Source organism: Leptolyngbya sp. GGD (assembly GCF_026735145.1).
Lineage (GTDB): Bacteria > Cyanobacteriota > Cyanobacteriia > Leptolyngbyales > Leptolyngbyaceae > Leptolyngbya > Leptolyngbya boryana.
Genome location: NZ_JAPQKE010000010.1, coordinates 81,356 through 103,683, shown reverse-complemented (window position 1 = coordinate 103,683; position 22,328 = coordinate 81,356). Strand labels below are relative to the sequence as shown.

Genomic DNA, 22,328 nt, shown 5'->3' with positions numbered 1-22,328 from the left:
AAGATTCCAGAGATTTAGGATTTCAAATGAATCCCTAGCTGCTATAACAGACTCTCATACCTGTTTCGGTTTACATCTCTACCAATGGTCGGAAAAGCCAGAGCGTTTTTTGTGAATCTATCGTAGGTAGAGTCGTGCGATAGGGCGAGTGATCCTGTAAACTCATCACACGTTAAAATTAGAATTAATGGTTAGTGTATTTGAACTAATAAACTTCTCAACTCCTCTGATTATTTAATACCGCGAGTTTGCAAAGCTGCGGATTTTCTTAAGTTTTTCTCTTCATTTGCGATATGTCTGAGTTGCAGTCTGTGGCGGAATTAAAGGCAGAGTATGGGGTGTCACCTGCTTGGGTCGATGTGTTAGTCGATTGTCCAGGGTCGCAAGGAGTCTATACTTATCAGTCGCGTCCGGATTTATTGGTGCAGCCGGGTGACATTTTGAGTGTGCCTTTTGGCGCACAACAGGTCGGTGGGATTGCGGTGCGCGTTGGGAATCAACCGCCGGATTTATTGCCCGAGCAAATTCGATCGATTGATTCGATCGTCAGTGCTGGCTTCTTTCCTGCCTCTTATTGGGCATTGCTCGATCAAGTCGCACGCTACTATCAAACTTCATTAATGCAGGTGGTACGCGTGGCGTTGCCGCCGGGATTATTGGCGCGATCGCAAAGACGCATTCGCTTGATCAAGCCCGATGCCAGTGAAGCCAGTCTGAATAGTGCAGCCCAACAGATTCTCAAACTGCTCAAGTCGAGCAAAACAAAAGATTATTCCTGGCAATTTGTGCAACGGCAAGTCAAAGGCGCGAATCGGGGCTTACAAGACCTGCTCAAGCTGAATTGGGTCGAGAGCTATCTGGAGCCACCTGCCACGATTCGTCCCCAATTGCGGCAAGCGGTGATTTTAGTCTCAACTCAGGGTGAGTTGAGCGATGGCTCCGCCACACAAAGCAGTGTCCGACAACGCGAGATTTTAGAAGTGCTGAAGCGCAATGGCGGTGAAATGTGGCTGACAGATCTGTTGCAGCACTGCCGAACGACTTCACCCACTGTAAAGCGCTTACAAGAGCAGGGCTGTGTGCTGCTTCAGGGGCGAGAAGTGCTGCGAAGTGAACATGCACCGGATGTTGAGCAGGATGCGGCAAAAGTGCTGACGCATCATCAAGCAGAAGTGCTGAAAAAGATTCATACAGTCACAGCATTTGAAAAAATTTTGCTGCATGGGGTCACGGGATCAGGCAAGACTGAGGTTTACTTGCAAGCGATCGCACCACTTCTGCAACGCGGTCAATCTGCTTTAGTCTTAGTGCCTGAGATTGGGTTAACACCACAATTGACGGATCGCTTTCGGGCAAGATTTGGCGATCGCGTTTGTGTGTATCACAGTGCTTTATCCGATGGTGAACGGTTCGACACTTGGCGACAAATGCTCACAGGGTCGCCGCAAGTGGTGATTGGAACGCGATCGGCAGTGTTCGCGCCGTTGCCCAATCTCGGATTAATCGTCTTAGACGAAGAACATGATTCGAGTTTTAAGCAAGATCAACCTGCACCTTGTTACCATGCTCGATCGGTTGCACAATGGCGGGCTGAATTAGAAAACTGTCCCTTAATTCTCGGCTCAGCAACACCTTCGCTAGAGACTTGGTTAGACTCACAATCGTCTACTTATCTATCTTTACCGAAGCGAATCTTAGATCGCCCTTTGCCGAAAATCGACATTGTTGATATGCGGAAAGAATTGCACGATCGCAATCCTTCGATTTTTAGTCGATCGCTACAAGCTCAGTTGAAAAAGCTCAAAGAAAACAATCAAAAAGGCTTGCTATTCATTCATCGTCGTGGGCATAGCACGTTTGTGTCTTGTCGGAGTTGTGGCTATGTGATGGAATGTCCCAATTGTGATGTTTCACTGTCCTATCATCACGTTCACGAAACTGCTCAACCGATTTTAAGATGTCATTATTGTAACTATACTCAGCTTCAACCGCAGCGTTGCCCTAGCTGTAGTTCTTCGTATTTCAAAAACTTTGGCAGTGGGACTCAACGAGTCGTTCAAGAAATCGCCAAACTTTTCCCCGAATTGAAAACAATTCGATTTGATAGTGATACAACTCGCGCAAAAGGAGCGCATCGAGCTTTACTAAGTCAATTTGCTCACGGGGACGCTGATTTACTCGTCGGAACACAGATGCTCACGAAGGGGATTGACTTACCCCAAGTAACTTTGGTTGGGATTATCTCAGCCGATGGGTTACTGAACTTAGCAGATTTTCGAGCCAGTGAGAGAGCTTTTCAAACGTTAGTTCAAGTTGCCGGACGCGCCGGACGCGGAACTGAGCCTGGACGAGTGATTCTTCAAACTTATGCGCCTGAACATCCGGTGATTCAAGCCGTTCAACGTCAGCAATATGAGCCTTTTGTTGCCACTGAACTAGAGCAGCGGGCAGCGTTGAACTATCCCCCTTACGGGCGGTTAGTGTTACTCCGCCTGAGTGGATTGAATGAGCAGACTGTCCGAAGTACGGCGGAGCTACTCGCTGATCAGCTTTTACACTCTGAAGATGAAGTATTGGGGCCTGCTCCTGCCACGATCGCAAAAATTAACCAACGATATCGCTGGCAGATTCTTCTCAAACTCACCAGCGATCGCATTCCGAATGTGATGGAACTGAGATCGCAGTGTCCTTCGACGGTGAGTTTAACGATCGATGTCGATCCAATGAATCTCATGTAGCTCAAAGCTGCAACTTGCGATCAACCTCTTGTATACATCGCAAATGCCCAATCCAGAGCGACTAGAAACTAATTCCTGAGTTTTGCTTCTGGCAAAATCAGCATCGCATCGCCAAATGAATAAAACCGATACTGATTGTCGATCGCATCTTGATACACCGATAACAAGCGTTCTCGCCCGATCAAGGCACTAACAAGCATCAGCAAACTCGATTTCGGCAAGTGGAAGTTTGTGATCATGCCATCGACCACACGCCACTGATAGCCCGGATAAATAAATAAATTCGTTTTGCCACAATAGGGTTCAAGTTGACCCGACTGCGAAGCGCCTTCCAGCGATCGTACAACCGTCGTCCCCACGGCAATCACTCGTCCGCCTTTCGCTTTTGTCTCCCGAATCTTCTCTACCGTCTCCGGCGAAACTTCGATCCATTCTCCATGCATCTGATGTTCAGTAATATTTTCAACTTCCACAGGTCGGAAGGTTCCTACCCCAACATGCAGTGTCACAAAAGCCCGATCGATACCCTTTTGTTCTAAGCGCTCTAACAGTTCGGGCGTGAAATGCAGTCCCGCAGTCGGCGCAGCTACAGCGCCTAAGCGATCGGCATACACCGTCTGATAGCGATCGGCTTCTGCTTCAGTGTCGTGAATATAAGGCGGCAACGGCACTTCACCAAAATGATCAATCACTTCGAGCAGCGATCGTCCATCCGACACTTCAAACTGTAAAATCCTGCCGCGTGTTTCTGGATCGCTGGCTAAAATTTGGGCATTCAGCTTGATGTCCGTCTGCGATCGAGGGGTAAAAGTAATTTGATTGCCAGGCTTCAGCCTTCGTCCCGGCTTCACCAATGACAACCACTGATTCTGCTGCTGTTCTTCCAACAACAAAATCTCTACCTCAGTTCCAGTCGATTTGTGTCCATGCAGACGAGCCGGAATCACTTGGGTATTATTCAGCACCAGCAAATCGCCGGGTTGCAGAATCTCGACTAGATCATGAAACACTTGATGACAATGTTCCGTCAATGTTTTGAGAACGAGCAATCGCGCGCTATCCCTTGGCTCAGCGGGATTCTGGGCGATGCGGTCTTCGGGTAAATGGTAATCATAAGCCGAGAGGAGTTGATCAGCTTCCACGGTCTCAGTCCTAATTGGTCGTCACAGGTGAGTGGTTAGTATTTTCTGATAATTTTGAGCCTTTAAATATAGAATCCTAAAAATGGGTGAGATTCCCTAGCCAATATCGGGGGCTTTGCCCCTATGTGAAAAGGCGATCCTCAATCAGAATAGGAGAGTAGCATTTGCTGGGTTTGTGTTCTATGGAATATGTCTACTCCCTCGCGAATGCCAGTCTAACTCTGAGAATTGTGGAACATCTGCACAACTCAAAGTCTCTGCCGCTCAGTTTCATAACTGTCATTCATCAGATTGATGGTTGGGTCGTGAGGGTGAAACTGGCTAAATCGCTCGATGAACAAACAGAAGGTGACTTTCAAGCATTCCTGAACGAGTTGGGTATCGTCTGTCACCCCAGCATTCGGATTCAGATGGTGCTCTGGGGCTTAGAGACGGGTCAATCCCCGATCGAGGTCATGCAGCGGTATCAAGTCGCGGTTGTGTCTCATGGCAACCCAGATCGCGAAGAAATTGAAGAATTTCGCAAACAGTTTGTACAAGGCTTAGGCTATTGTCCTGAAACACTAGCTTAGAAAAACGCATCACAGATATAGTCTTGTAGCACGAATTGATTTTTGGTGAGGTGGGGGGAAGTTCTTGGATTTCCCCTTTTTCGTACCAAGGCGACATCAAAGCGACAGGCAAGATGCGCGAGATGCGGATGCTTTAAGAGAAAAAGTTTGGCAGCGGTGATGATTTTACGCTGTTTGGCAGCGGTGATTGCTGATGCACCACAATTGTCCCAGTTGCCGCGACTGCGAGTTTTGACTTCGACAAACGCCACGACTTGGTCTTGCATTTGCGCAACGAGGTCTAATTCGCCCGATCGACAAGTCCAGTTGCGCGCCAGAATGGTTACTCCTTGTGTTTGTAGCCAGTCTGCGACAAAGTTTTCGCCGGATGTTCCAATTTCTGATGTCGAATTCTGCTGATCCACAGGTACGATTTTAAAGCAGTTCTCTTTCAACATTCCCTGATTTTTCCGATGAGTTCTAAACGCTTAAAAGGTTTGGTTTGTGCCGTCGTCGTTCTAATTGCGACTTGGGTTGTTTTTGCTGCGCCCGTGTTCGCGTTAGATTACAACCGAGAATCATTGGTCGGGGCGGATTTTTCCGGTCAAGATTTAACAGATTCGGAATTTACCAAGGCGAATATGCGCGAAAGTAACTTGAGCCACACGAATCTCAAGGGTGTGCGATTTTTTGCGACCAACTTGGAACGGGCAAATCTGGAAGGGGCAGATCTGAGAAATAGTACGTTAGATTCAGCCCGCTTGACGCGCGCGAATTTGACGAATGCAAATTTGGCGGGTGCCTTTGCCTCGAATGCGAAGTTTGAAGGGGCAATTATTGATGGCGCAGATTTTACCGATGTAGAGTTGCGCCCCGACGTGCAGAAGCTGCTGTGCAAGGTTGCACAAGGTACGAATCCGGTGACGGGACGCGAAACGCGCGAGACGCTGTATTGCGATTAGTGAATTGAGAAGTTTGATTGATTCGCTGATCAAACTTCTCTGGGTCAAGCGCAAATTAGACTTTCTGTATGAATCTAAATTGCCTGCCGAATAGGAATTCGGGGCTACACAGACAAAACCTGCTTTTGCAGGTTAACAGCCAGAGTTGGAGCAGTCCGCGACGGCGGACTTCGTTTGTCTAGCCGCGAATTCTATTCGCAAAGGCATTTGCAGGAAAGCGATTGAGTCAACCGACCTGAGCCGAAACGGGTTCATTCGATCATTTCCGAAGGCTGACCTTTTGAGCCGCACGAGAAACGGACGCGACTTTAGAGGGCGATGGCTCTGCCTCTACTGGCGAGAGAACATTGAGATCAGAATATAACCATTCCTGCTGAAGTTTCTGAATCGCTAATTCTTTTTGCTTTGCTTCAATCTCGATCCAAGGCGCTTGTCGATAAGAGCTTGGCATCACAGTAATGTAATCGCTGTGACGCTGATCGAGAAAGCTTTCTGCTCCATTCGAGATATGGACAAGCTGCCATTCTGGAACCTCCCAGGTCGATCGAGCTGCTTCCAGCATTGCGCCTACGCTTTCGTGCTCATAGCTATCGACTTGCGCATAGATCACATGATGATGGGCATCGAACACGTGCGGAATTTTAGCAGCAGAGCAAATCGAAACCATTTGCTCTGCGCTGTAAGTATACTCGTCGTTTTCGAGCGTGAGTCGGAGTCGAATATTGTCGGGTAAGTTTGCGATCGTATCTAGCAATCGCTCTATACGATCGCCTTTTCCACCATGGATGTTGATCAATGCCCAAGGCGATTTCGGCAGTCCTAACAAATCAAAAACATGCGCATGCATCGTCAAAATTTTGATGCTATTTTCGATGACTTCAGGGCGATCGGAGTTGAGCACAACGAACTGATCGGGATGAAACACTAAGCGGATGCCCAATTGTCGTGACTGATCTCCCACTAAGCTCAGCCCTTCTGCAAACTCATCTAAGATGGCAGATCCGATAGGCTCATCGGCAAAGGGAAATAAGCCAGAGCTTAAACGATAGAGCCGAATATGATGCTCAGCACAGAACTTGATCGCGATCGCTAATCGGTGCAAGTTTTCGGTATAGAGTTCACGTAGAACTTGCTCTTGCTCTGCGAGTTCAAATTGTAAGAATCGCTTCCGCGTCATCGTTTTGAATCGCACCGTTTTCGATGCAGACACACACACTAAACCAAGTTCGGGAGTCATGATGATTGAGGATTGAGATAAACGTAGAAGTTGAGATCTTTAGAATCCAGAGTTCTTTAGGTAACTTTAACGTCTTCTCCTTAATTAAAGATCTCCGATCAACTCGATTTGAGGTCATTCTTTCTTTTTTAATTGCTGGGGTTTATGAATCGCTTCCTTATGGCTCTTAGAAGTTTCAACTAAGTATTCAGGATTTTCTTCTGAAGCCTCAAAGTGGTGATTTTTAAAGTCAGTAGGTTCTGTAATCTTTTCCTTAACTTCGCCCTCGGTTTTACCGCCCGAAGTATTCCACTCAACGTGATCGCCTTTCTTCAATTCCTGACTCATAGCTTTTCTCTTGATGTGCGGTCTAAATTTTATGGGTTTATCGCTTGGCTAACCTCTACCCAGAGTTGCGCCTCATTCCTCTCTTGCGACAGTTGGGATCGCTCTGCGAACTCAATTACGCTACTCAAAAAGGAATTCTCGCCATGACCTATCGCTATGATTTATTTGTAATTGGTGCAGGCCCTGGTGGACTATCCGCAGCCAAAAAAGCGGCGAGCTATGGCGCGAAAGTTGCGATCGCAGAATCTGCCCACGTCGGTGGAACCTGCGTCAATCTCGGCTGTATTCCTAAAAAACTTATGGTCTATGCTGCCGATTTTGCAGAGTTCGCACATCTCGCTCAAGAGTATGGTTGGGAACAAGAAACCCCAAAATTTAGCTGGCAACAGTTTAAGCAAATCCGAGATCGTGAACTCGATCGCTTACGCCATGTTTATCAATCTAAGCTCAAAGACAAAGGAGTCGAACTCTTGCAAGGCACGGCTGTATTTGTCGATGAACATACGATCAGCGTGAATGATCAAAAAATCACAGCCGATAAAATCCTAATTGCAGTCGGTGGAAAAGCAACAAAGCCTAACATTCCAGGCATCGAACATGCAGTGACTTCAGATGAAATGTTTCATCTTGAGAAACTCCCCAAACGGTTAGCCATTCTAGGTGGCGGCTACATTGGCGTAGAATTCTCTAGTCTGATGCGCGGATTGGGAGTTGAAGTCTTTTTGATGAATCGAGAGTGTTGCATTTTAGAAGGGTTTGACGACACTGTTCGTAATACTGTGAGAAATGAATTAGTCGATCGCGGAATCCATAGCTATTGCAATACAACTGCGGAAAAAATTGAACGAGTTGGAGATAACATTCAAATTCAACTCACCGGAGATCGCTCAGACCTGCTTACGGTAGATACGTTGCTCTGTGCGACCGGACGTATCCCCAATTTAGAACATCTCAATTTGGACACCATAGGAATTGAGCAAGACAATAAAGCGATCGCCGTTGATGAATTTAGCCGCACAAATCTGCCGCATATTTACGCGGTTGGAGACTGCACGAATCGCAAGCAACTCACTCCGGTCGCCCGCGCTGAAGGACGAGCCTTTGCCGAAACTGTGTTTGGCGAGTCACAGATGGCAATCGATTACCATTTGATTCCTTCTGGCGTGTGTTCTCGTCCTGAAGCTGCAACGGTTGGCATGACCGAATCTGAAGCGCAAGAAAAATTTGGCGATCGCATCAAATGTTATCAAACTGAATTCACGCCCTTACTGCGAACCTTAAGTCAAGAAAAGCGTCAGAGCTTAATCAAATTTGTAACTCATGACGATCGCATTCTTGGAATTCACATCGTGGGCGACGATGCGATCGAGATCATTCAAGGATTTGCACTCGCGATGCAGAAAGGACTGACGAAAGCTGAACTCGATCACGCGATCGCGATCCATCCATCTTCTGCTGAAGAATTATTCTCCTGAATTTTCCAATTCAAAATTCAACCTTCAATGCCGTAAGGACGGTTTTCCGATCTGTCTTCTTTTAGCACTCTGTCCCAGTGAGTGCTAAATTTCTAGGTGGAGAACTGAGACATACCTATGGCAAAGATTGTTGTCTTTGATGACGAATCCAGACAGGCGTTAGAACGGGGCGTGAATGCGTTAGCAGATGCAGTGCGCGTCACCCTCGGTCCTCGCGGACGGAACGTGTTACTTGAGAAAAAATTCGGTGCGCCTCAAATCGTCAATGACGGTGTGACGATCGCAAAAGAAATCGAACTTGAAGATCCGCTAGAAAACACAGGCGCATCCTTGATTCGTGAAGTCGCTTCTAAAACGAAGGACTTGGCAGGGGATGGAACAACGACCGCAACGGTTCTCGCTCAAGCGATGATTCGCGAAGGCATGAAAAACGTTGCAGCCGGAACAAATCCAATCAGCCTGCGCCGTGGCATGGAAAAAGCGATCGCGAAACTGGTCACTGAAATCCAAGCGGTCGCAAAACCCGTTGAAGGCAACGAAATTGCACAAGTCGCAACTGTTTCCGCCGGAAATGATGATGAAGTCGGACAAATGATCGCAGCAGCGATGGATAAAGTCGGACGCGACGGTGTGATTACGGTTGAAGAATCGAAATCCTTAGCGACTGAAATGGATATCGTCGAAGGGATGCAAATTGATCGCGGTTATCTCTCTCCTTACTTTGTCACCGACACTGAGCGCTTGATTGCTGAGTATGAGAATGCTGCAATTCTGCTCTGTGATAAGAAAATTGGTTCGATTCAAGAATTAGTTCCAGTTCTCGAAAAAGTTGCCCGTGCTGGTCAACCTCTGTTGATCATCGCAGAAGACGTTGAAGGTGAAGCATTAGCAACGTTGGTGGTCAACCGTCTGCGCGGTGTATTGAATACAGTTGCAATCAAAGCACCTGGATTCGGCGATCGTCGGAAGCAAATGCTGCAAGACATCGCAGTTCTGACCGATGGGCAAGTGATCTCCGAAGAAATCGGTCTGAGCTTAGATGCAGTTTCGGCTGACATGCTCGGAACCGCTAGAAAAATCACGGTCACGAAAGATTCCACGACGATCGTTTCAGATGTCGCCAACAGCGAGAATATTGAGAAGCGCGTCGCTCAATTGCGTCAAGAAGTTGAGCGCAGTGATTCTGACTACGACAGAGAAAAGATCTCTGAGCGGATTGCGAAATTATCCGGTGGTGTTGCAGTGATCAAAGTCGGTGCTGCTACTGAAACTGAGTTAAAAAATCGCAAACTCCGAATTGAAGATGCTTTGAATGCGACAAAAGCCGCAGTCGAAGAAGGAATCGTTCCGGGAGGCGGTGTTTCTCTCGTTCACCTCGCTGGAAAGCTAGTTGAATTGAAATCGACGCTGAATGCTGAAGAGCAAATCGGTGTGGATATTGTGATTCGCTCGCTCGATGCTCCGCTCCGTCAGATTGCTGATAACGCGGGTGCTGAAGGCTCTGTGATTGTTGAGAAAGTCCGCGAAATGAGCTTTAGCCACGGCTACAATGCGCTGACCGACAAGTATGAAGACTTGCTGGCAGCGGGCATTGTTGACCCTGCGAAAGTTGTGCGAACTGCACTTCAAGATGCAGCTTCGATCGCAGGCATGGTGTTGACTACTGAAGCATTGGTCGTTGAGAAACCCGAACCCAAATCTGCTGCTGCGCCTGATATGGGCGGCATGGGCGGCATGGGTGGTATGGGTGGTATGGGCGGCATGGGTGGTATGGGGATGATGTAATTCCCATCGCGCTAAGTGTCGAAAAAGGGGGAGTGGGGATGCGATGATTGTCCCTACTCCCCCTTTTGCTATCTGTGCAATCTCCTCTTAACTATCTGAGAGTAACAATGGGAAAAAATGCCCGACTGGACCTTGACCTTTCCCAATTGCTAATGAATATTTCAATGCAGTCGTCACATAGCTCTTAGCAAGGTGAACTGCCGATCGTAGATCTTTCCCCAATGCCAAATTTGCCGCGATCGCTGCCGACAATGTACATCCTGTCCCATGCGTGTGCGGTGTATTCACGACTTGAGTGGTTAAGGTTTCGCACGCATTGCCATCAAACCAAACATCAACTCCTCGCAGTTCTCCACTCATTCCGCCACCTTTGACGAGAACTGACTTTGCTCCCAATTCAAAAATTTTCTCAGAGGCAGCCTGCATGTCCTCTAAGGTGAGAATTTCCAGCCCACTGAGTAATTGAGCCTCGTAGCGATTTGGGGTCAGAATTGCCGCTTGTGGAATCAGGTGCGATCGTAAAACCGCGATCGCAGAATCATCAATCAATTGCGCTCCAGTTCGAGACACCATCACTGGATCAACAACTAAATTAACAATTTTACAAGCGGCAACCTGTTCAGAAACCGTAGCGATGATTTCTTGATTCAGTAACATTCCGGTTTTAGCAGCTTGCACTCCGATATCTTGCACGACAGCCTGAATCTGAGCGGCTACGGCTGCTGAAGGTAAAGCATCAACTCGTGACACACCTAAGGTATTCTGTGCCGTAACGCAAGTAATCGCACTCGCTCCATGCACGCGATGAAAAGCAAACGTGCGGAGATCAGCTTGAATTCCAGCCCCCCCTCCACTATCTGAACCCGCAATAGTTAAGGCGATCGGAATCGAAGTAAGAGTCATGGGACAACTGAAACGAGAGTTTTCTCTATTTTAGTGCGACATGCATTGTTGACGGTGTAATCGGGTCTTCGTCCGATAAACTTCCTCTGCCGCATAGCAGATCGACAGATACTTTGTACCCAGTACCAGCGACACAGCATTTACCATGCGATCGAGTTCTTCCATCAATTGATCGACGCACCAAGGCTCTGAACAATGAATGAGCAACGCATCGAATTTTAGCTCTAATCTACAGCCTACAAGTGTCTGGGCATAAAGTTCATGAAAGCGCTCAAGGCGGAAATCGTCCAATCGTGACAAGTCTTCAGCGGTGAATTTAATACTCATGATGTAATCGTCTTATATGTGTTGCACAGATTGAATCGGATTCGTCCAAGGATCTATACGGTAAGATCTTGGAACTTTATTTTCTTCTGATGACACAATTACGTAAATGTACGGGTTTCCCGATTAATATATTTCGGTGCTTCCAATTCACTTACATTAACCCTGATCTTCTTCTAGAGATTTTCGATGGGGCATCACGTTGCGTAAAAGATCATGTGTCAAAGCTATCCTCCTTTCAGTATTGCATCTGTCATTCTTACGCGAGATGAAATTCTGTAAAGGAGTTGAATATACTGAGTCTGCAAAATGGTAAAGCATCGGCTCGGTAACATTGGTCAGGAATGAAGAGTGATTAAAAGTAGTTAAGTCATTCCTTGCGTCATATTAGAAATCATGATTTTCAAAATCCGCCAATAGGCAGATTTGTCCGTCGATTTATAGAAACGATGCCACACTACTACCTGGAAATACATCAAGAGCCTAGAAAGGGGATTTGAGGAGAAACTGGATGGCAAGTTCTAAGAAATTACAGCGGTTAGCATGGCTCGAAGGCATTCGGATTTTTGCAGCAGTATTGCTGTTGCTTTATCATGCTCAGTTGTTATTTACGAAATATGCTTTTACACCTCAACCAACCGGACTTGCTGCGAATTTGCAACAGATATTTTTAGCGACGCGTCAGATGGGTGATAGTTGGTTGACTCAAGTTTTGAGTTTACCTGTGTGGTTTGGCTATCAATTTGTCGATGTGTTTGTTTTGGTAAGTGGATTCAGCTTGGTGCTATCACTGAAAGGGCAACCGATCGAAGTAGGTAGCTTTCTCAAGCGACGAATTTTAAGAATTTTACTACCGTTCTGGACAGTCGCGTGGTTGGCTTACCCAGTACTTTGGACGGTTGGGGAGTTGACGAATAGCTATATTCCTGATGCTTGGCATACATTTGCAGGCATGTCGTTCCCAATTTTGTTTGATTATGGTGGAGAACTGCTTCTTCCCACAAATGGTCCTTGGTGGTTCGTCCCATTGATTATGAGTTTTGCGTTGATTTTCCCAGTGCTTTGGTATCTGATGAATCGATGGGGATCGCGCAATTTGTTGCTGACGACAACTGTGATTACATTGGTGTATCGAGCCTTAGCGGTTTATGTCTTCAAGGGTCATCCCACTTATGCGATCGTCAGTGCATCGGCAGGTTGGCAACCATTTGTGCATTTCATTGCAAAGCTCAGTACTTTCGTTTTAGGAATGGTAGTCGCTCGGCAGTATTCGCAGGGTAAAGGCGCGATTTTTTGGAAGTCTTCTAGAGCATTTTCGATTGGTATAGCAGTTTATGCGATCGGATTTGTCGCTCAGTTTTATCGCTTTGGCTGGATTTTTGATGATTTCTTGCTGGCTATCGGTTTAACGCTCTGTTGCATGGTCGTGTTTCGATTTTTCAGCGATCGCTTAAAGTTAGGTGCAATAATGATTTGGCTTGGCATTCATAGCTATAGCTATTTTCTGATTCACAATTTTGTTGTCGATCGCACGTTGAATTTGTATGTGCATCAGCAGTTGCCGCTGTATTATCAAGTTTTACCTTGGATGGTGCTTGGAACATTAGCATTGTCTGTGATTGCGGATCACGTCACGCCTTGGGTTGTAAAGGGTGCGGTTTGGCTTTGGCATTATACAGATGCGAGATTAACGCCGATCGCGAAGATTGGTTGGACTCCGAGAGTCGGAGAGTCCGTGCAATATAAAGGAAAGTCAGGTTGGACAATTCAGAAGGTCGAACGAGTGGTGCATGATAAAGCATTTTATTTGTGTCGGATTTCAGATGGAAGAAAAACGGTGTGGGTCAATCAGAATGATTTGAAACAAGCTGTTGCAGCGCAACAGGCGAATGTCTAAGTATCGATTACATTCCATCCTATCCTTATGTGCATGAGCATAGTTACGCTCTAGAGAAAATCTGTGATGGCTATGTCATCGCAGTTTTTTGCATGTTGAGTGATGCTATTCACCTCGCATCCAGTAAATAGCGTTGAACGAGATCTCAGACAGATATAGTGCAATTTCTAAAGAGAAATACGTAAATTTCCGGTCTAATCCTCATGTTTGGGAGTAATATACGAAACATGGATTAACCTAATGTTTTCAATCTAGGCATTAGACGGAAAAAGTCAGTCTAATTTTCTAATTTAGGATATTATGCCAAATCCAAGTAGCCTAAATCCTCCTGACAGGATAGTATGTCGATCATTCTCGGCGACGTTTAGATTCAGATAATTAGGCTAAGAGAGGCAGTTTTAGAAATTGTTAGACTGCTCATTGCTCGATTGAGGTACAGTTTGAGGCGTATCTTTAGATACTAATGCTCAAGTAATCGGACTTTTTCGGTTGATACGGATAACTTCATTAAGTTTCAGGTAGTCCGGGGGAGAATTGCTAAATGGCTCTTTCTGAAAAGATCATTGAATTAGTTATTGATAAAGTTTTACTTGGTGGCATTGTGCTAGTAGCAGGTTACTGGCTCAACAAACGTTTTGAGGTATTCAAGAACGAAACCAATGAAAAGTATTATCAAAGACAGCTCATTGCTGAGTTGGAGAATCAGCAGAAACAACAGATATCTGAGTTAGAGAATCAGCTTGTTGTATCTCGATATAATGCAGAACTAGAATTTATAGAAAGGCAAATCTCCGAATTCTACTGGCCTATCTATTTAAGATTGGAAAAAGATACTGTAATGTGGAAAAGAATCAAGTCTCTCAGTTCTGAGCAAGATGTTTTACCTGATGCTGCAAGTGAGGCTATAGAGAAAGAATTTATTCTTAAAAATCACCAAGAGATAGTTGAAATTATAGAGACAAAGATCCATTTAGCTGAAAATTCAGAAAATAGCAAAGAGTTAATCGATGAGTTACTAAAGTACATCAAGCATGTTGCAGTTTATAAAACAATTCGTTCTATCAAAGAACTTCAAAACGTTAATCCAATGGATTTAAATGAACCATTCCCGCCAAAGCTTTTTCCATTAATTGAACACAATTTTCGAGAGCTTCAAAGTAGATATGAAAGCCTTAAGAAAGCAAAGGCTAGGGAGCTTCAAAAATGAGTTAGTCACGCAGTCTAACTCGTCAAATGCAGCCGACACTAAGTCACGGTTGCTGGATTTGAGGTTGCTTGCTGTCGCTGATTTGAGAGGTTAGCAGTTTTGGTATCTGCTAACAAACCTTCCTTAAAGCTCGACTTTTAACCGGGTACGTGGGACAAACGTTGTAAATAGCATTTAACTTTTGAGCGATTTCAGCGTTAAGTAGGGCTATATCACTTTAGTAACGGGGAGACGCGATAACTGAGTGTCTCCGTAAGGTTTGCTTGAGAGAACCTCGAAAAATTAAGTAAACCATGATTTCTACACCTGTCATACTAGCTTGAGCAAGTAGATCTTAAATCATGTGGTCCTAGTAACACAGTCTGTATAGCCAGCACCAGTAGGCTTTTGAATGTTCTCCTTGATTGTGTCAAGATCGATGTAGGAGTCAGCAACATTGATCAAGCTATCACTTGTCATTGAGCGCAAGCTGACGACAGCGACACGAACGCCTTGATAAGCAATGGAATTGACAGCATAGGCTAAATCTCCATCACCGCTGACTAAGATAACAGTATCGATGTGGTCTGCCAAAGTTAGCATATCTACCGCAATTTCGACATCCAAGTTCGCTTTTTTGGAACCATCTGGCAATTGAATCAGATCCTTTGTGATCACTCGGTAACCATTACGACGCATCCAAAGCAAAAAACCTTGTTGCTTTTCATTGGTACGATCGACACCTGTATAGAAAAAAGCTCGCAGTAGCCGACAGTTCGCAGTGAGTTGACCCAGTAGCTTTGAGTAGTCAATCTCAATTCCAAGCTGTAAAGCAGCATAAAATAAATTTGAACCGTCAACAAAGATCGCAACTCGACCCTGATTTAGACGAGCTTGATCTGATGCATCATTTTGTGGCATTTTAATCGATTTATTTTTATCACCATTTGTCAAATGCTCTGAGGAGCAAGGCTGTTTGAGGAGCGTTGCTGGAATTTCTTCGGGTGTGTGTGTTGTTGGCATCAGAACCTCAGTTTTAGAGAGAACCCCTTCCCCACAAAATGGAGCTAAGAATAAAGCGTTACATCTTCGCCACACTGGTCTGCTAGATAAACTAAAGATTTAAAGCGAAGACTGACGATTTGATCGTAGAAGGGATTTAATTTACAAAGCGGTGGAATCCGAACAAGCGTGTAATCAAACAGTTTGATTTGCCGTTCAAACGGACAACGAGCCGGGATGATTTTGCAGAGCGATCGTGCTGTTTGAGGATTAGAAATTTCGATTGACTCTAGTCGTTGTCGAATTGGGTAGAGGAGAGCGCTCAAGTGACGAAGAGTTAGGGAGTTCACGGTAGATCAGGCAGTCAAGCCTTGAAGAAACGATCTTCGGATGCAAAAGAATGACGCTTCCACCTCCGATAGTTTCTACGTTAGATCTAAAAAGTGCAGAACTTGTGTAGATGAACAATTAAACTGGCAGCCATCACGCTTAGCTCCAACCGAGTATCTTGGAAATCTGTTCTGGAAGTCTCATTGCCTTAAAAGGTTTCGTGATCATTCCTGCCACCTCTAGTTCTGCAAATCGCCGTTGTTCCGCCGCTTGCACCTTTGCAGTCATCAAAATGACCGGAATCGCCTGAGTTGTTGGGTTCGCTTGAAGAGCACGAAAGGTTTCGATTCCATCCATTTCAGGCATCATGACATCGAGCAAGATCACGTCTGGCCGCTCGCTGGCTGCTTTGGCAATTCCCTCGTGACCAGAAGAAGCGCTCGATACCTCCCAACCCCCTACCGTCTTCAAAGTGAGTTGAGCCACTGCCCGAATATCGTATTCATCATCAATAATCAAAATGTGTCTAGTCGTCATCGAGACTGTCTCCTGCCTTCGATCGAATCATTCGGTTGAGCAGATTAATCACCTGCTGCTCAAATTCTTGTGAAGTAATGCGTCCTTTGGTCAAAAAGAGAGTTTGCCCGAGTCTTAACCGTTCCCGTTCATCGTCATTTAGATCGCGAGCCGTATAAATGACTAATGGCATTTGGCAGAGGCGATTATGCTGACGCAGCCAGTCTACAACAGCAAAACCATCATCAGTCGGTAGTCCTAAGTCAAGGACTAGCAGATCAGGAAGCACCTGCTGGCTGAGTTGAATCGCATCTCGTCCGGTTTGAGCGTGAAATGTTTCGATGTGATAGCGAGACAATAAAGTTGTGAGAACTTGCGCTAAATCCAAATCATCTTCAATAATCAAAACTTTCAAAGATTGGGTCTGATTGACTAAAGCTCGATCGAGTGCTTGCCGGAGCACTCTAGGATCTGGCGGTTTTACGACCCAATCACTCACGCCATCATAAGGTGTTTCTCTAGCATCGGGTAGCAGTCCACTCAGAATAATGACAGGAATAGCCTGCGTTTCAGATTGCTGTTTCAAAACTGTCAACGTTTCCCATCCATTCATACCGGGCATCAGCAGATTCAGTAAAATCACATTCGGCTGATGGGCACGTGCCTGTTCTACAGCTTCCTGTCCTGAAGCAACTGTTAACACCTGATAGCCCTGCCGTTCCAACATCACTCGCACCACTTTGCGAATCGAAGCATCATCATCACAAACTAACACCAGCGGAGTTTGTGATTTGGCGTCTAGTGCGGAATCGACTAAGTCGGACATCAAACTTAAATTCTGCGAACTTTCAGAAGCATTAAGAATCGGTAAGGTAAAACAGAAAGTGCTGCCCATTCCTAATGTACTTTCTGCCCAGATTTTTCCTTCATGTTGCTGAAGGATGCTGCGACAGATCGCTAATCCTAATCCAGTACCTCCTCGACGACGTGAATCCGAAGCATCCACTTGTTGAAAGCGCTCAAAGATGGATTCTAGTTTATCGGATGGGATACCACGTCCTTGATCGATGACTTTGATGAGAAGCCAGTTGGCAGAACTTTGCTGATCTTCTCCAGCCTGATTATAGTTGGCTTCTAAAGCCTCATTGGTGATTAATTCTGCGCTCAACCAAATTGTGCTACCAGGAGAGGAGAATTTGATCGCATTGCTGAGTAAGTTTGTTAGGACTTGAATTATTCGGTCGGAGTCAGCCCAAAGACGAACTGTGAGCGGCGCGATCGAGAGCGTGATTTCGGCTTGTTCTGCAATCTCTTGAATGGCTTCTACCGATTGATTGATCAAATCAGCAGCGTCGCAGACTTGTCTAGTCATGACAATTTTGCCAGACTCAATCCGCTCAATATCCAAAATATCGTTAATCAGGCGCACCAATCGATCGGTGTTGTTTGCAGCAATTTGCAGCATTTGTTGCGCGTCTTCGGGCTGATTTTGCAAAACGCCTTCAGCTAAGAGATCCAAAGCAGCGGAAATTGAGGTGAGCGGAGTCCTGAGTTCATGACTCACGATTGAAATAAATTCATCCTTCATGCGCTCAATTTCACGTCGCTCACTGATGTCTTTTACAAAGCAATAGTTACCGTTAAACTGCTGCTGCTGGTCATAGGCTTTTACCATCACAATTTGCTTATCGAGAACGCCGCCATCTTTGCGAATCGCTCTTGCTTCTGTTTCCGCCTTACCATGCTCCAGCATTTGCTGATAGGCAGCCTCTACAACAGCAATGTCCTCTGAGTGAACTGTTTGCTGCCATTTCACGCCTAATAGTTCTTCAGGCTGATAGCCTAACATCGCAGCATAGGCGAGATTGATTTGAACATATTGTCCTTGTGTATTTAATCGAGCAATTGCTTCGATCGCACTTTCTAACGCCTTGCTTAAATTCCGAAGTTGCTCTTCAGCCGCTTTTCGCTCGGTGATGTCGCTAGCAATTCCCAAAAATCCTGTAATCTGATCGTCTGCATTCTTGAGCGCGGTGATTGACAATAACACAGGAAAGCGCGAACCATTTTTGCGAATGTAAGTCCACTCATACTCATCGATTACGCCACGACGTGCCTTGGTAATAAATACATCAAATCCTGGCTCGATTCGTTCTCCTAATTCCTGTGACAGCATTTGTGATCGCAGCACAATTTCCTGCCAGTCATGAATCAATAGAGGCGTTGTTTGTCCAATAATTTCTGCGGTTGTATAACCGAGCCATTGCTCTGCTGTGGTGTTAAAGGTAAGAATCGTGCCCTCAACGTTAGTCGAGATGATGCTGTAGTTCGCGCTGTTTAAAATCGCTCGCTGGAATGTCAGTGTCTCGTGTAGCGTTCGCTCTGCTTCTTTCCGTTGATTGATGTTACGAAAGTAGACCGATAACCCATCTTTGGCAGGATAGGCATAAACCTCAGTCCACTGGTTCAAAGGTGGATAAAATGCTTCAAATCGAACACTAATCTGCTCTGCAATAGCACGCTGATACTCCTGATAGAAAGTTGAATCGATCGTTTCTGGAAACTCATCCCATAAAACTTTCCCCAGCAAGGCTTCTCGCTTTCGTTGCAACAACAACTCTGCCTGCCGATTGAGATAAGTAAATCGCCAATCGTGATCTAAAGCAAAAAAAGCATCAGTAATACTCTCTAAGATATCTGTAATCTGATTGCGGGCAGCCTGCTCTTGGGCAAGAAGCTGGATGCGAGTTTGCTCTGCTTGCTGCAATTCGGTTGTTGTTTGTTCCACCCTAACCAAATTACGTCGTAACTCTAGTTGAGAAATGACCTGACGACTCAAGGCTTGTAAGGCTTGAATCTGATCAGAATTGAGCTGCCGAGGAATGCGATCGATAACACAAAGCGTTCCCAGGGAATAGCCATCTGAAGTAATGAGCGGTGCGCCTGCATAAAATCGGATATGAGGCTCACTTGTTACAAGAGGATTCGTCGCAAATCGATCGTCTTGGAGCGTATCTGAAACAATCAACACATCGCTAGGCTGCAAGATAGCATGGGCACAGAATGCAACATCACGAGGCGTTTCTGTAGCCTCCAACCCAAATTTAGATTTGAACCACTGACGACAATCATCAATTAGACTAATTAAAGCAATTGGCGTACCACAGATAAATGCTGCTAGCTGAGTCAAATCATCAAATGCAGCTTCAGAAATAGTATCTAGAACGTTGTATTGTTGGAGGGCATTCAGCCTATCAGATTCGTTATCTGGTAATGGCGCTTTCATTGTGGATGCTCCTCAGAGCGCGTCACATTCTCAGCCTCATTTAAGCTAGAGCGGGCGGCTTGGTATAACAACTGAAGATCCGCACCCTCTTGAGGATACTGAACAACTTTTAGTTTTAGGCTGACGTGCAACGAAGTTCCACCCACCTCCACCTTAAACTGCTGCCAGGATTGCTGAAAATCAAAAACACGTTGACTTCCATCCGTTTTAGTCATACCAGGCATACCGATAACAAATTCTGTCCCACCCCAACGACCGACAACATCTTCATTGCAGAACGATCGCCGCAATAATTCCCCAAAGCGTGCTAACACTTCGTCTCCGACTGCATGACCATACTGCTGATTGATGTCCTTTAGATTAGCTAACTCTATCAGTGCTAAACAAAAGGGTTGCTGGCACTGATCACACCACTCAAGTAACTGAGTTAATGCTGTGGTAGATTTGCGGCGATTTGCGATGCCCGTTAGCGCATCAATCTCTGCTAAGCTTTTGAGGAAATGAGTGCGCTCTAATCGATTAAAGATCCGTGTTACTAACTCTGGTCCAATGATCGGCTTGCTCACATAATCATCTGCGCCCACAGCAAAGACTTGATGCATGGTTTCAGCATCCGTATGAGCTGTGAGAAATAGAATCGGCAGATTACTCCAGCGCGAATCATTGCGAACAACCTGACAGAGTTCGATTCCGCTAATGTGTGGCATTTCAATGTCCAGAATCAGCAGATCAGGCGGATTCGATTCCAGAACATCTAGAAATGAAAGTGGATTGTCGAGGACCGAAACATGAAGCCCCCAGGGAATGAGTAACCGCTGAAGTGCCACTAATACTTGCGCATCATCATCTACAACTAGTATCCTGGCTTGCCTTGGACGGGCATGTTGCAGCGCTTGATTGACTGCTTCTAAGACTTGAGGTGCAGTGACAGGCTGTTGAAGCCAACGTCCACCTAACCGGGCGATCCTGACTCGATCGATTAATTTATCTTGCTGGGTCAAGACTAATGTAGGCACTGGTGGCGTACAAGCACTGAGTTCGGACAACAACATGAAATTATTTGCGCTAGCAGTAACAGCAAAATCAAGGAGTACAACATCGGGATGCGTTTCAGAAATTTGCTCTCTAGCAGTAACGGGATTGGCGATGACCTGAACTCGTAAACCCCAACTAGGCGATGCTTCCTGTAATTGTGCGGTGAGGGTTGAATTTGAGCTGACAATCAGTAGCCAAGGACGTTGATCAATTGGTTCACTACCTGAAGTGCCTGTTTGCTGCTCATTCCTTAAATGCTCAGCATCCAAGTGTTCTAGCTCCTGACGCAAAGCAGTGACAAGTTTAGAGAGTTGCTGCATCTCGTGATGAGTCAGCGATCGCCCTTTTTGGAAAAGCGGTTCAATTTCTTGGGCTAATCGAGAGCCTTGATCTGCGCCAAACATACCTAGCGACCCTGCCAACTTATGGATCTCCTGTTCAGCTTGCTGCCGCAATTCTGGATTCAGTTTGTTTTGTAGCAACAGCGCCGCTGCCTGCTCAACAGTTGCAATTCGATGGGCAACAGTCTCTTTAACCTCATTCCAGATGCTGTTCATCCCAGCAGTGGTAGTTTGTATTGCGATCGTCGGTGCGCTTTCGTCTTCGCTTTTTGTCTCTTTGTTCCTTTGTTTCTTGCCTTCTCTCTGATTTTCCTCTGGAGATCTGAGCCGATAGCCAATAGCATAAACAGTTTCGATCGGATCACCTAGAAGTCCTGCTGTTTTCAGTTTTTGCCGTAGTCCTTTGATATGGGAGCGGATAGTATCCTCGCTTGGGGTTTCCTCAAATGACCAAACGTGATCAATCAGTGCACCCGTATTAAAGATGCGATGTGGGTTGCGGAGAAATAACTCTAGCAGACTGTATTCTTTTGGCGTTAAGCGCGCGATTTTACCATTACAGCTCACTTCGCAGGTACTGGGATCAAGCTCTAAATTTCGCCATTTCAGCAAGGGAGGTAATGCAGCGCCGCCTCGTCTAAGTAAAGCCCGAATACGTGCCAACAACTCCTGCAAATTAAATGGTTTAGGCACGTAGTCATCTGCCCCAGCATCTAACCCCGTCACTTTGTTCGTGCTAGCATTTTGAGCCGTTAATAAAAGAATGGGAGTCTGATTTCCTTGTGACCGTAGTTTTCGACATAGATTAATGCCGTCCAATTTCGGTAATACTACATCTAGCAAAACTAAGTCATAGGTAAAGGATTCCAACAGTGACCATCCAACCTGCCCATCAGTTGCAACATCTACGACATAGTGTTGATCAGTCAAAGCCTTGACAAGCGGTTCAGAAATTAGCGAATCGTCCTCTATGAGTAGAATTTTCATAACTCGCTAGCCGCAACAATAGAACAGGAATTCTGACAGATACAGCCTTCCTACGCTAAGGCTAACCCGAATCAAACCTTGTTATCTTATAGATTTGTTGAGCATTGTCGGACGCATAGATTCAGTCGAGCAATGAGGGTGTGTCGCAAAAAAAGAGTCGTTGTCCTATTGCCGTGAATTATGCCAAGATCAAGCACCTCCTGCTGATGAAGATGCAAAACTGACCCTGCGAAAATAACATCGAAACCTCCCTATGCCTCATAACGCCGAAAAGCAGAATATATTCGGGTGTAATGAATTTCCG

At 45.7% G+C, this 22,328-nt stretch carries 18 protein-coding genes; 7 read left to right on the top strand and 11 right to left on the bottom strand.

Annotated features, from left to right (window positions below):
- Nucleotides 1-293 precede the first annotated feature (293 nt).
- On the top strand, nt 294-2,738 hold the full coding sequence (priA, locus tag OU814_RS28235; protein WP_268242892.1) for a primosomal protein N': 2,445 nt from the start codon (nt 294-296) through the stop codon (nt 2,736-2,738).
- 68 nt (nt 2,739-2,806) lie between these two features.
- Here the strand turns inward: priA and queA are convergent, their stop codons facing one another.
- Nucleotides 2,807-3,880 carry a tRNA preQ1(34) S-adenosylmethionine ribosyltransferase-isomerase QueA gene (gene queA, locus OU814_RS28230; RefSeq protein WP_017288549.1) on the bottom strand — a complete coding sequence of 358 codons (1,074 nt, stop codon included), beginning with the start codon at nt 3,878-3,880 and terminating at the stop codon, nt 2,807-2,809.
- Between the two features lie 182 nt (nt 3,881-4,062).
- Here queA and OU814_RS28225 point away from each other — a divergent pair, with 182 nt between their 5' ends.
- Entirely contained in the window at nt 4,063-4,452 is a 390-nt protein-coding gene (locus OU814_RS28225; RefSeq protein WP_190648104.1) for a hypothetical protein, read from the top strand.
- On the opposite strand, the gene OU814_RS28220 is transcribed toward OU814_RS28225, so the two are convergent.
- Complete coding sequence (locus tag OU814_RS28220) at nt 4,449-4,889, bottom strand: YraN family protein (RefSeq protein ID WP_268242891.1); 441 nt, start codon at nt 4,887-4,889, stop codon at nt 4,449-4,451. The two genes, OU814_RS28225 and OU814_RS28220, sit on opposite strands and share 4 nt — an antisense overlap.
- 15 nt (nt 4,890-4,904) lie before the next feature.
- Here OU814_RS28220 and OU814_RS28215 point away from each other — a divergent pair, with 15 nt between their 5' ends.
- Nucleotides 4,905-5,393 (top strand): pentapeptide repeat-containing protein, encoded by a 489-nt coding sequence (locus OU814_RS28215; protein ID WP_268242890.1) that lies wholly within the window; start codon nt 4,905-4,907, stop codon nt 5,391-5,393.
- A gap of 259 nt (nt 5,394-5,652) precedes the next feature.
- Here OU814_RS28215 and uvsE read toward each other — a convergent pair whose 3' ends face one another.
- Together uvsE and OU814_RS28205 are read right to left on the bottom strand one after the other, a co-directional pair.
- Nucleotides 5,653-6,630: a UV DNA damage repair endonuclease UvsE gene (uvsE, locus tag OU814_RS28210; RefSeq protein ID WP_190648106.1), complete on the bottom strand. Its 978-nt coding sequence runs from the start codon at nt 6,628-6,630 to the stop codon at nt 5,653-5,655.
- A 114-nt stretch (nt 6,631-6,744) separates the two neighbouring features.
- The gene (locus tag OU814_RS28205; protein ID WP_268242889.1) at nt 6,745-6,957 is read right to left on the bottom strand and encodes a DUF2945 domain-containing protein; all 213 of its coding nucleotides are present in this window, start codon (nt 6,955-6,957) and stop codon (nt 6,745-6,747) included.
- A 44-nt stretch (nt 6,958-7,001) separates the two neighbouring features.
- On the opposite strand from OU814_RS28205, the gene gorA reads away from it, so the two are divergent.
- On the top strand, nt 7,002-8,432 hold the full coding sequence (gene gorA, locus OU814_RS28200; protein ID WP_268242888.1) for a glutathione-disulfide reductase: 1,431 nt from the start codon (nt 7,002-7,004) through the stop codon (nt 8,430-8,432).
- Between the two features lie 117 nt (nt 8,433-8,549).
- On the top strand, nt 8,550-10,217 hold the full coding sequence (groL, locus tag OU814_RS28195; protein ID WP_017288542.1) for a chaperonin GroEL: 1,668 nt from the start codon (nt 8,550-8,552) through the stop codon (nt 10,215-10,217).
- A gap of 87 nt (nt 10,218-10,304) precedes the next feature.
- On the opposite strand, the gene thiD is transcribed toward groL, so the two are convergent.
- Nucleotides 10,305-11,120, bottom strand: coding sequence for a bifunctional hydroxymethylpyrimidine kinase/phosphomethylpyrimidine kinase (gene thiD, locus OU814_RS28190; RefSeq protein ID WP_017288541.1), 816 nt, complete (start codon nt 11,118-11,120; stop codon nt 10,305-10,307).
- Between the two features lie 30 nt (nt 11,121-11,150).
- Nucleotides 11,151-11,447 carry a hypothetical protein gene (locus OU814_RS28185; RefSeq protein WP_017288540.1) on the bottom strand — a complete coding sequence of 99 codons (297 nt, stop codon included), beginning with the start codon at nt 11,445-11,447 and terminating at the stop codon, nt 11,151-11,153.
- Nucleotides 11,448-11,955: 508 nt separating this feature from the next.
- Here OU814_RS28185 and OU814_RS28180 point away from each other — a divergent pair.
- Nucleotides 11,956-13,341, top strand: coding sequence for an acyltransferase family protein (locus tag OU814_RS28180; protein ID WP_268242887.1), 1,386 nt, complete (start codon nt 11,956-11,958; stop codon nt 13,339-13,341).
- A 541-nt stretch (nt 13,342-13,882) separates the two neighbouring features.
- The gene (locus tag OU814_RS28175) at nt 13,883-14,548 is read left to right on the top strand and encodes a hypothetical protein (protein WP_268242886.1); all 666 of its coding nucleotides are present in this window, start codon (nt 13,883-13,885) and stop codon (nt 14,546-14,548) included.
- A gap of 339 nt (nt 14,549-14,887) precedes the next feature.
- On the opposite strand, the gene OU814_RS28170 is transcribed toward OU814_RS28175, so the two are convergent.
- The 5 genes from OU814_RS28170 to OU814_RS28150 form a co-directional block, all read right to left on the bottom strand.
- Nucleotides 14,888-15,448: a LabA-like NYN domain-containing protein gene (locus tag OU814_RS28170; protein ID WP_051077865.1), complete on the bottom strand. Its 561-nt coding sequence runs from the start codon at nt 15,446-15,448 to the stop codon at nt 14,888-14,890.
- 146 nt (nt 15,449-15,594) lie between these two features.
- Nucleotides 15,595-15,879 carry a Mo-dependent nitrogenase C-terminal domain-containing protein gene (locus OU814_RS28165; protein ID WP_017288535.1) on the bottom strand — a complete coding sequence of 95 codons (285 nt, stop codon included), beginning with the start codon at nt 15,877-15,879 and terminating at the stop codon, nt 15,595-15,597.
- 139 nt (nt 15,880-16,018) lie between these two features.
- The gene (locus tag OU814_RS28160; RefSeq protein WP_268242885.1) at nt 16,019-16,396 is read right to left on the bottom strand and encodes a response regulator; all 378 of its coding nucleotides are present in this window, start codon (nt 16,394-16,396) and stop codon (nt 16,019-16,021) included.
- The gene (locus OU814_RS28155) at nt 16,386-19,661 is read right to left on the bottom strand and encodes a PAS domain S-box protein (RefSeq protein WP_268242884.1); all 3,276 of its coding nucleotides are present in this window, start codon (nt 19,659-19,661) and stop codon (nt 16,386-16,388) included. Before OU814_RS28155 ends, OU814_RS28160 begins: the two co-directional genes overlap by 11 nt.
- The gene (locus OU814_RS28150; protein WP_268242883.1) at nt 19,658-22,024 is read right to left on the bottom strand and encodes a response regulator; all 2,367 of its coding nucleotides are present in this window, start codon (nt 22,022-22,024) and stop codon (nt 19,658-19,660) included. The genes OU814_RS28155 and OU814_RS28150 overlap by 4 nt, the downstream gene beginning before the upstream one ends.
- Between the last annotated feature and the right edge of the window lie 304 nt (nt 22,025-22,328).

Bases quoted from the DNA above. Each gene is read 5' to 3' on its own strand.
- thiD (WP_017288541.1), bottom strand. From the start codon at position 11,120: ATGACTCTTACTTCGATTCCGATCGCCTTAACTATTGCGGGTTCAGAT.
- OU814_RS28225 (WP_190648104.1), top strand. From the start codon at position 4,063: ATGGAATATGTCTACTCCCTCGCGAATGCCAGTCTAACTCTGAGAATT.
- OU814_RS28155 (WP_268242884.1), bottom strand. From the start codon at position 19,661: ATGAAAGCGCCATTACCAGATAACGAATCTGATAGGCTGAATGCCCTC.
- OU814_RS28215 (WP_268242890.1), top strand. From the start codon at position 4,905: ATGAGTTCTAAACGCTTAAAAGGTTTGGTTTGTGCCGTCGTCGTTCTA.
- OU814_RS28160 (WP_268242885.1), bottom strand. From the start codon at position 16,396: ATGACGACTAGACACATTTTGATTATTGATGATGAATACGATATTCGG.
- uvsE (WP_190648106.1), bottom strand. From the start codon at position 6,630: ATGACTCCCGAACTTGGTTTAGTGTGTGTGTCTGCATCGAAAACGGTG.
- OU814_RS28205 (WP_268242889.1), bottom strand. From the start codon at position 6,957: ATGAGTCAGGAATTGAAGAAAGGCGATCACGTTGAGTGGAATACTTCG.
- priA (WP_268242892.1), top strand. From the start codon at position 294: ATGTCTGAGTTGCAGTCTGTGGCGGAATTAAAGGCAGAGTATGGGGTG.
- OU814_RS28220 (WP_268242891.1), bottom strand. From the start codon at position 4,889: ATGTTGAAAGAGAACTGCTTTAAAATCGTACCTGTGGATCAGCAGAAT.
- OU814_RS28150 (WP_268242883.1), bottom strand. From the start codon at position 22,024: ATGAAAATTCTACTCATAGAGGACGATTCGCTAATTTCTGAACCGCTT.
- groL (WP_017288542.1), top strand. From the start codon at position 8,550: ATGGCAAAGATTGTTGTCTTTGATGACGAATCCAGACAGGCGTTAGAA.
- OU814_RS28170 (WP_051077865.1), bottom strand. From the start codon at position 15,448: ATGCCACAAAATGATGCATCAGATCAAGCTCGTCTAAATCAGGGTCGA.
- OU814_RS28175 (WP_268242886.1), top strand. From the start codon at position 13,883: ATGGCTCTTTCTGAAAAGATCATTGAATTAGTTATTGATAAAGTTTTA.
- OU814_RS28180 (WP_268242887.1), top strand. From the start codon at position 11,956: ATGGCAAGTTCTAAGAAATTACAGCGGTTAGCATGGCTCGAAGGCATT.
- OU814_RS28185 (WP_017288540.1), bottom strand. From the start codon at position 11,447: ATGAGTATTAAATTCACCGCTGAAGACTTGTCACGATTGGACGATTTC.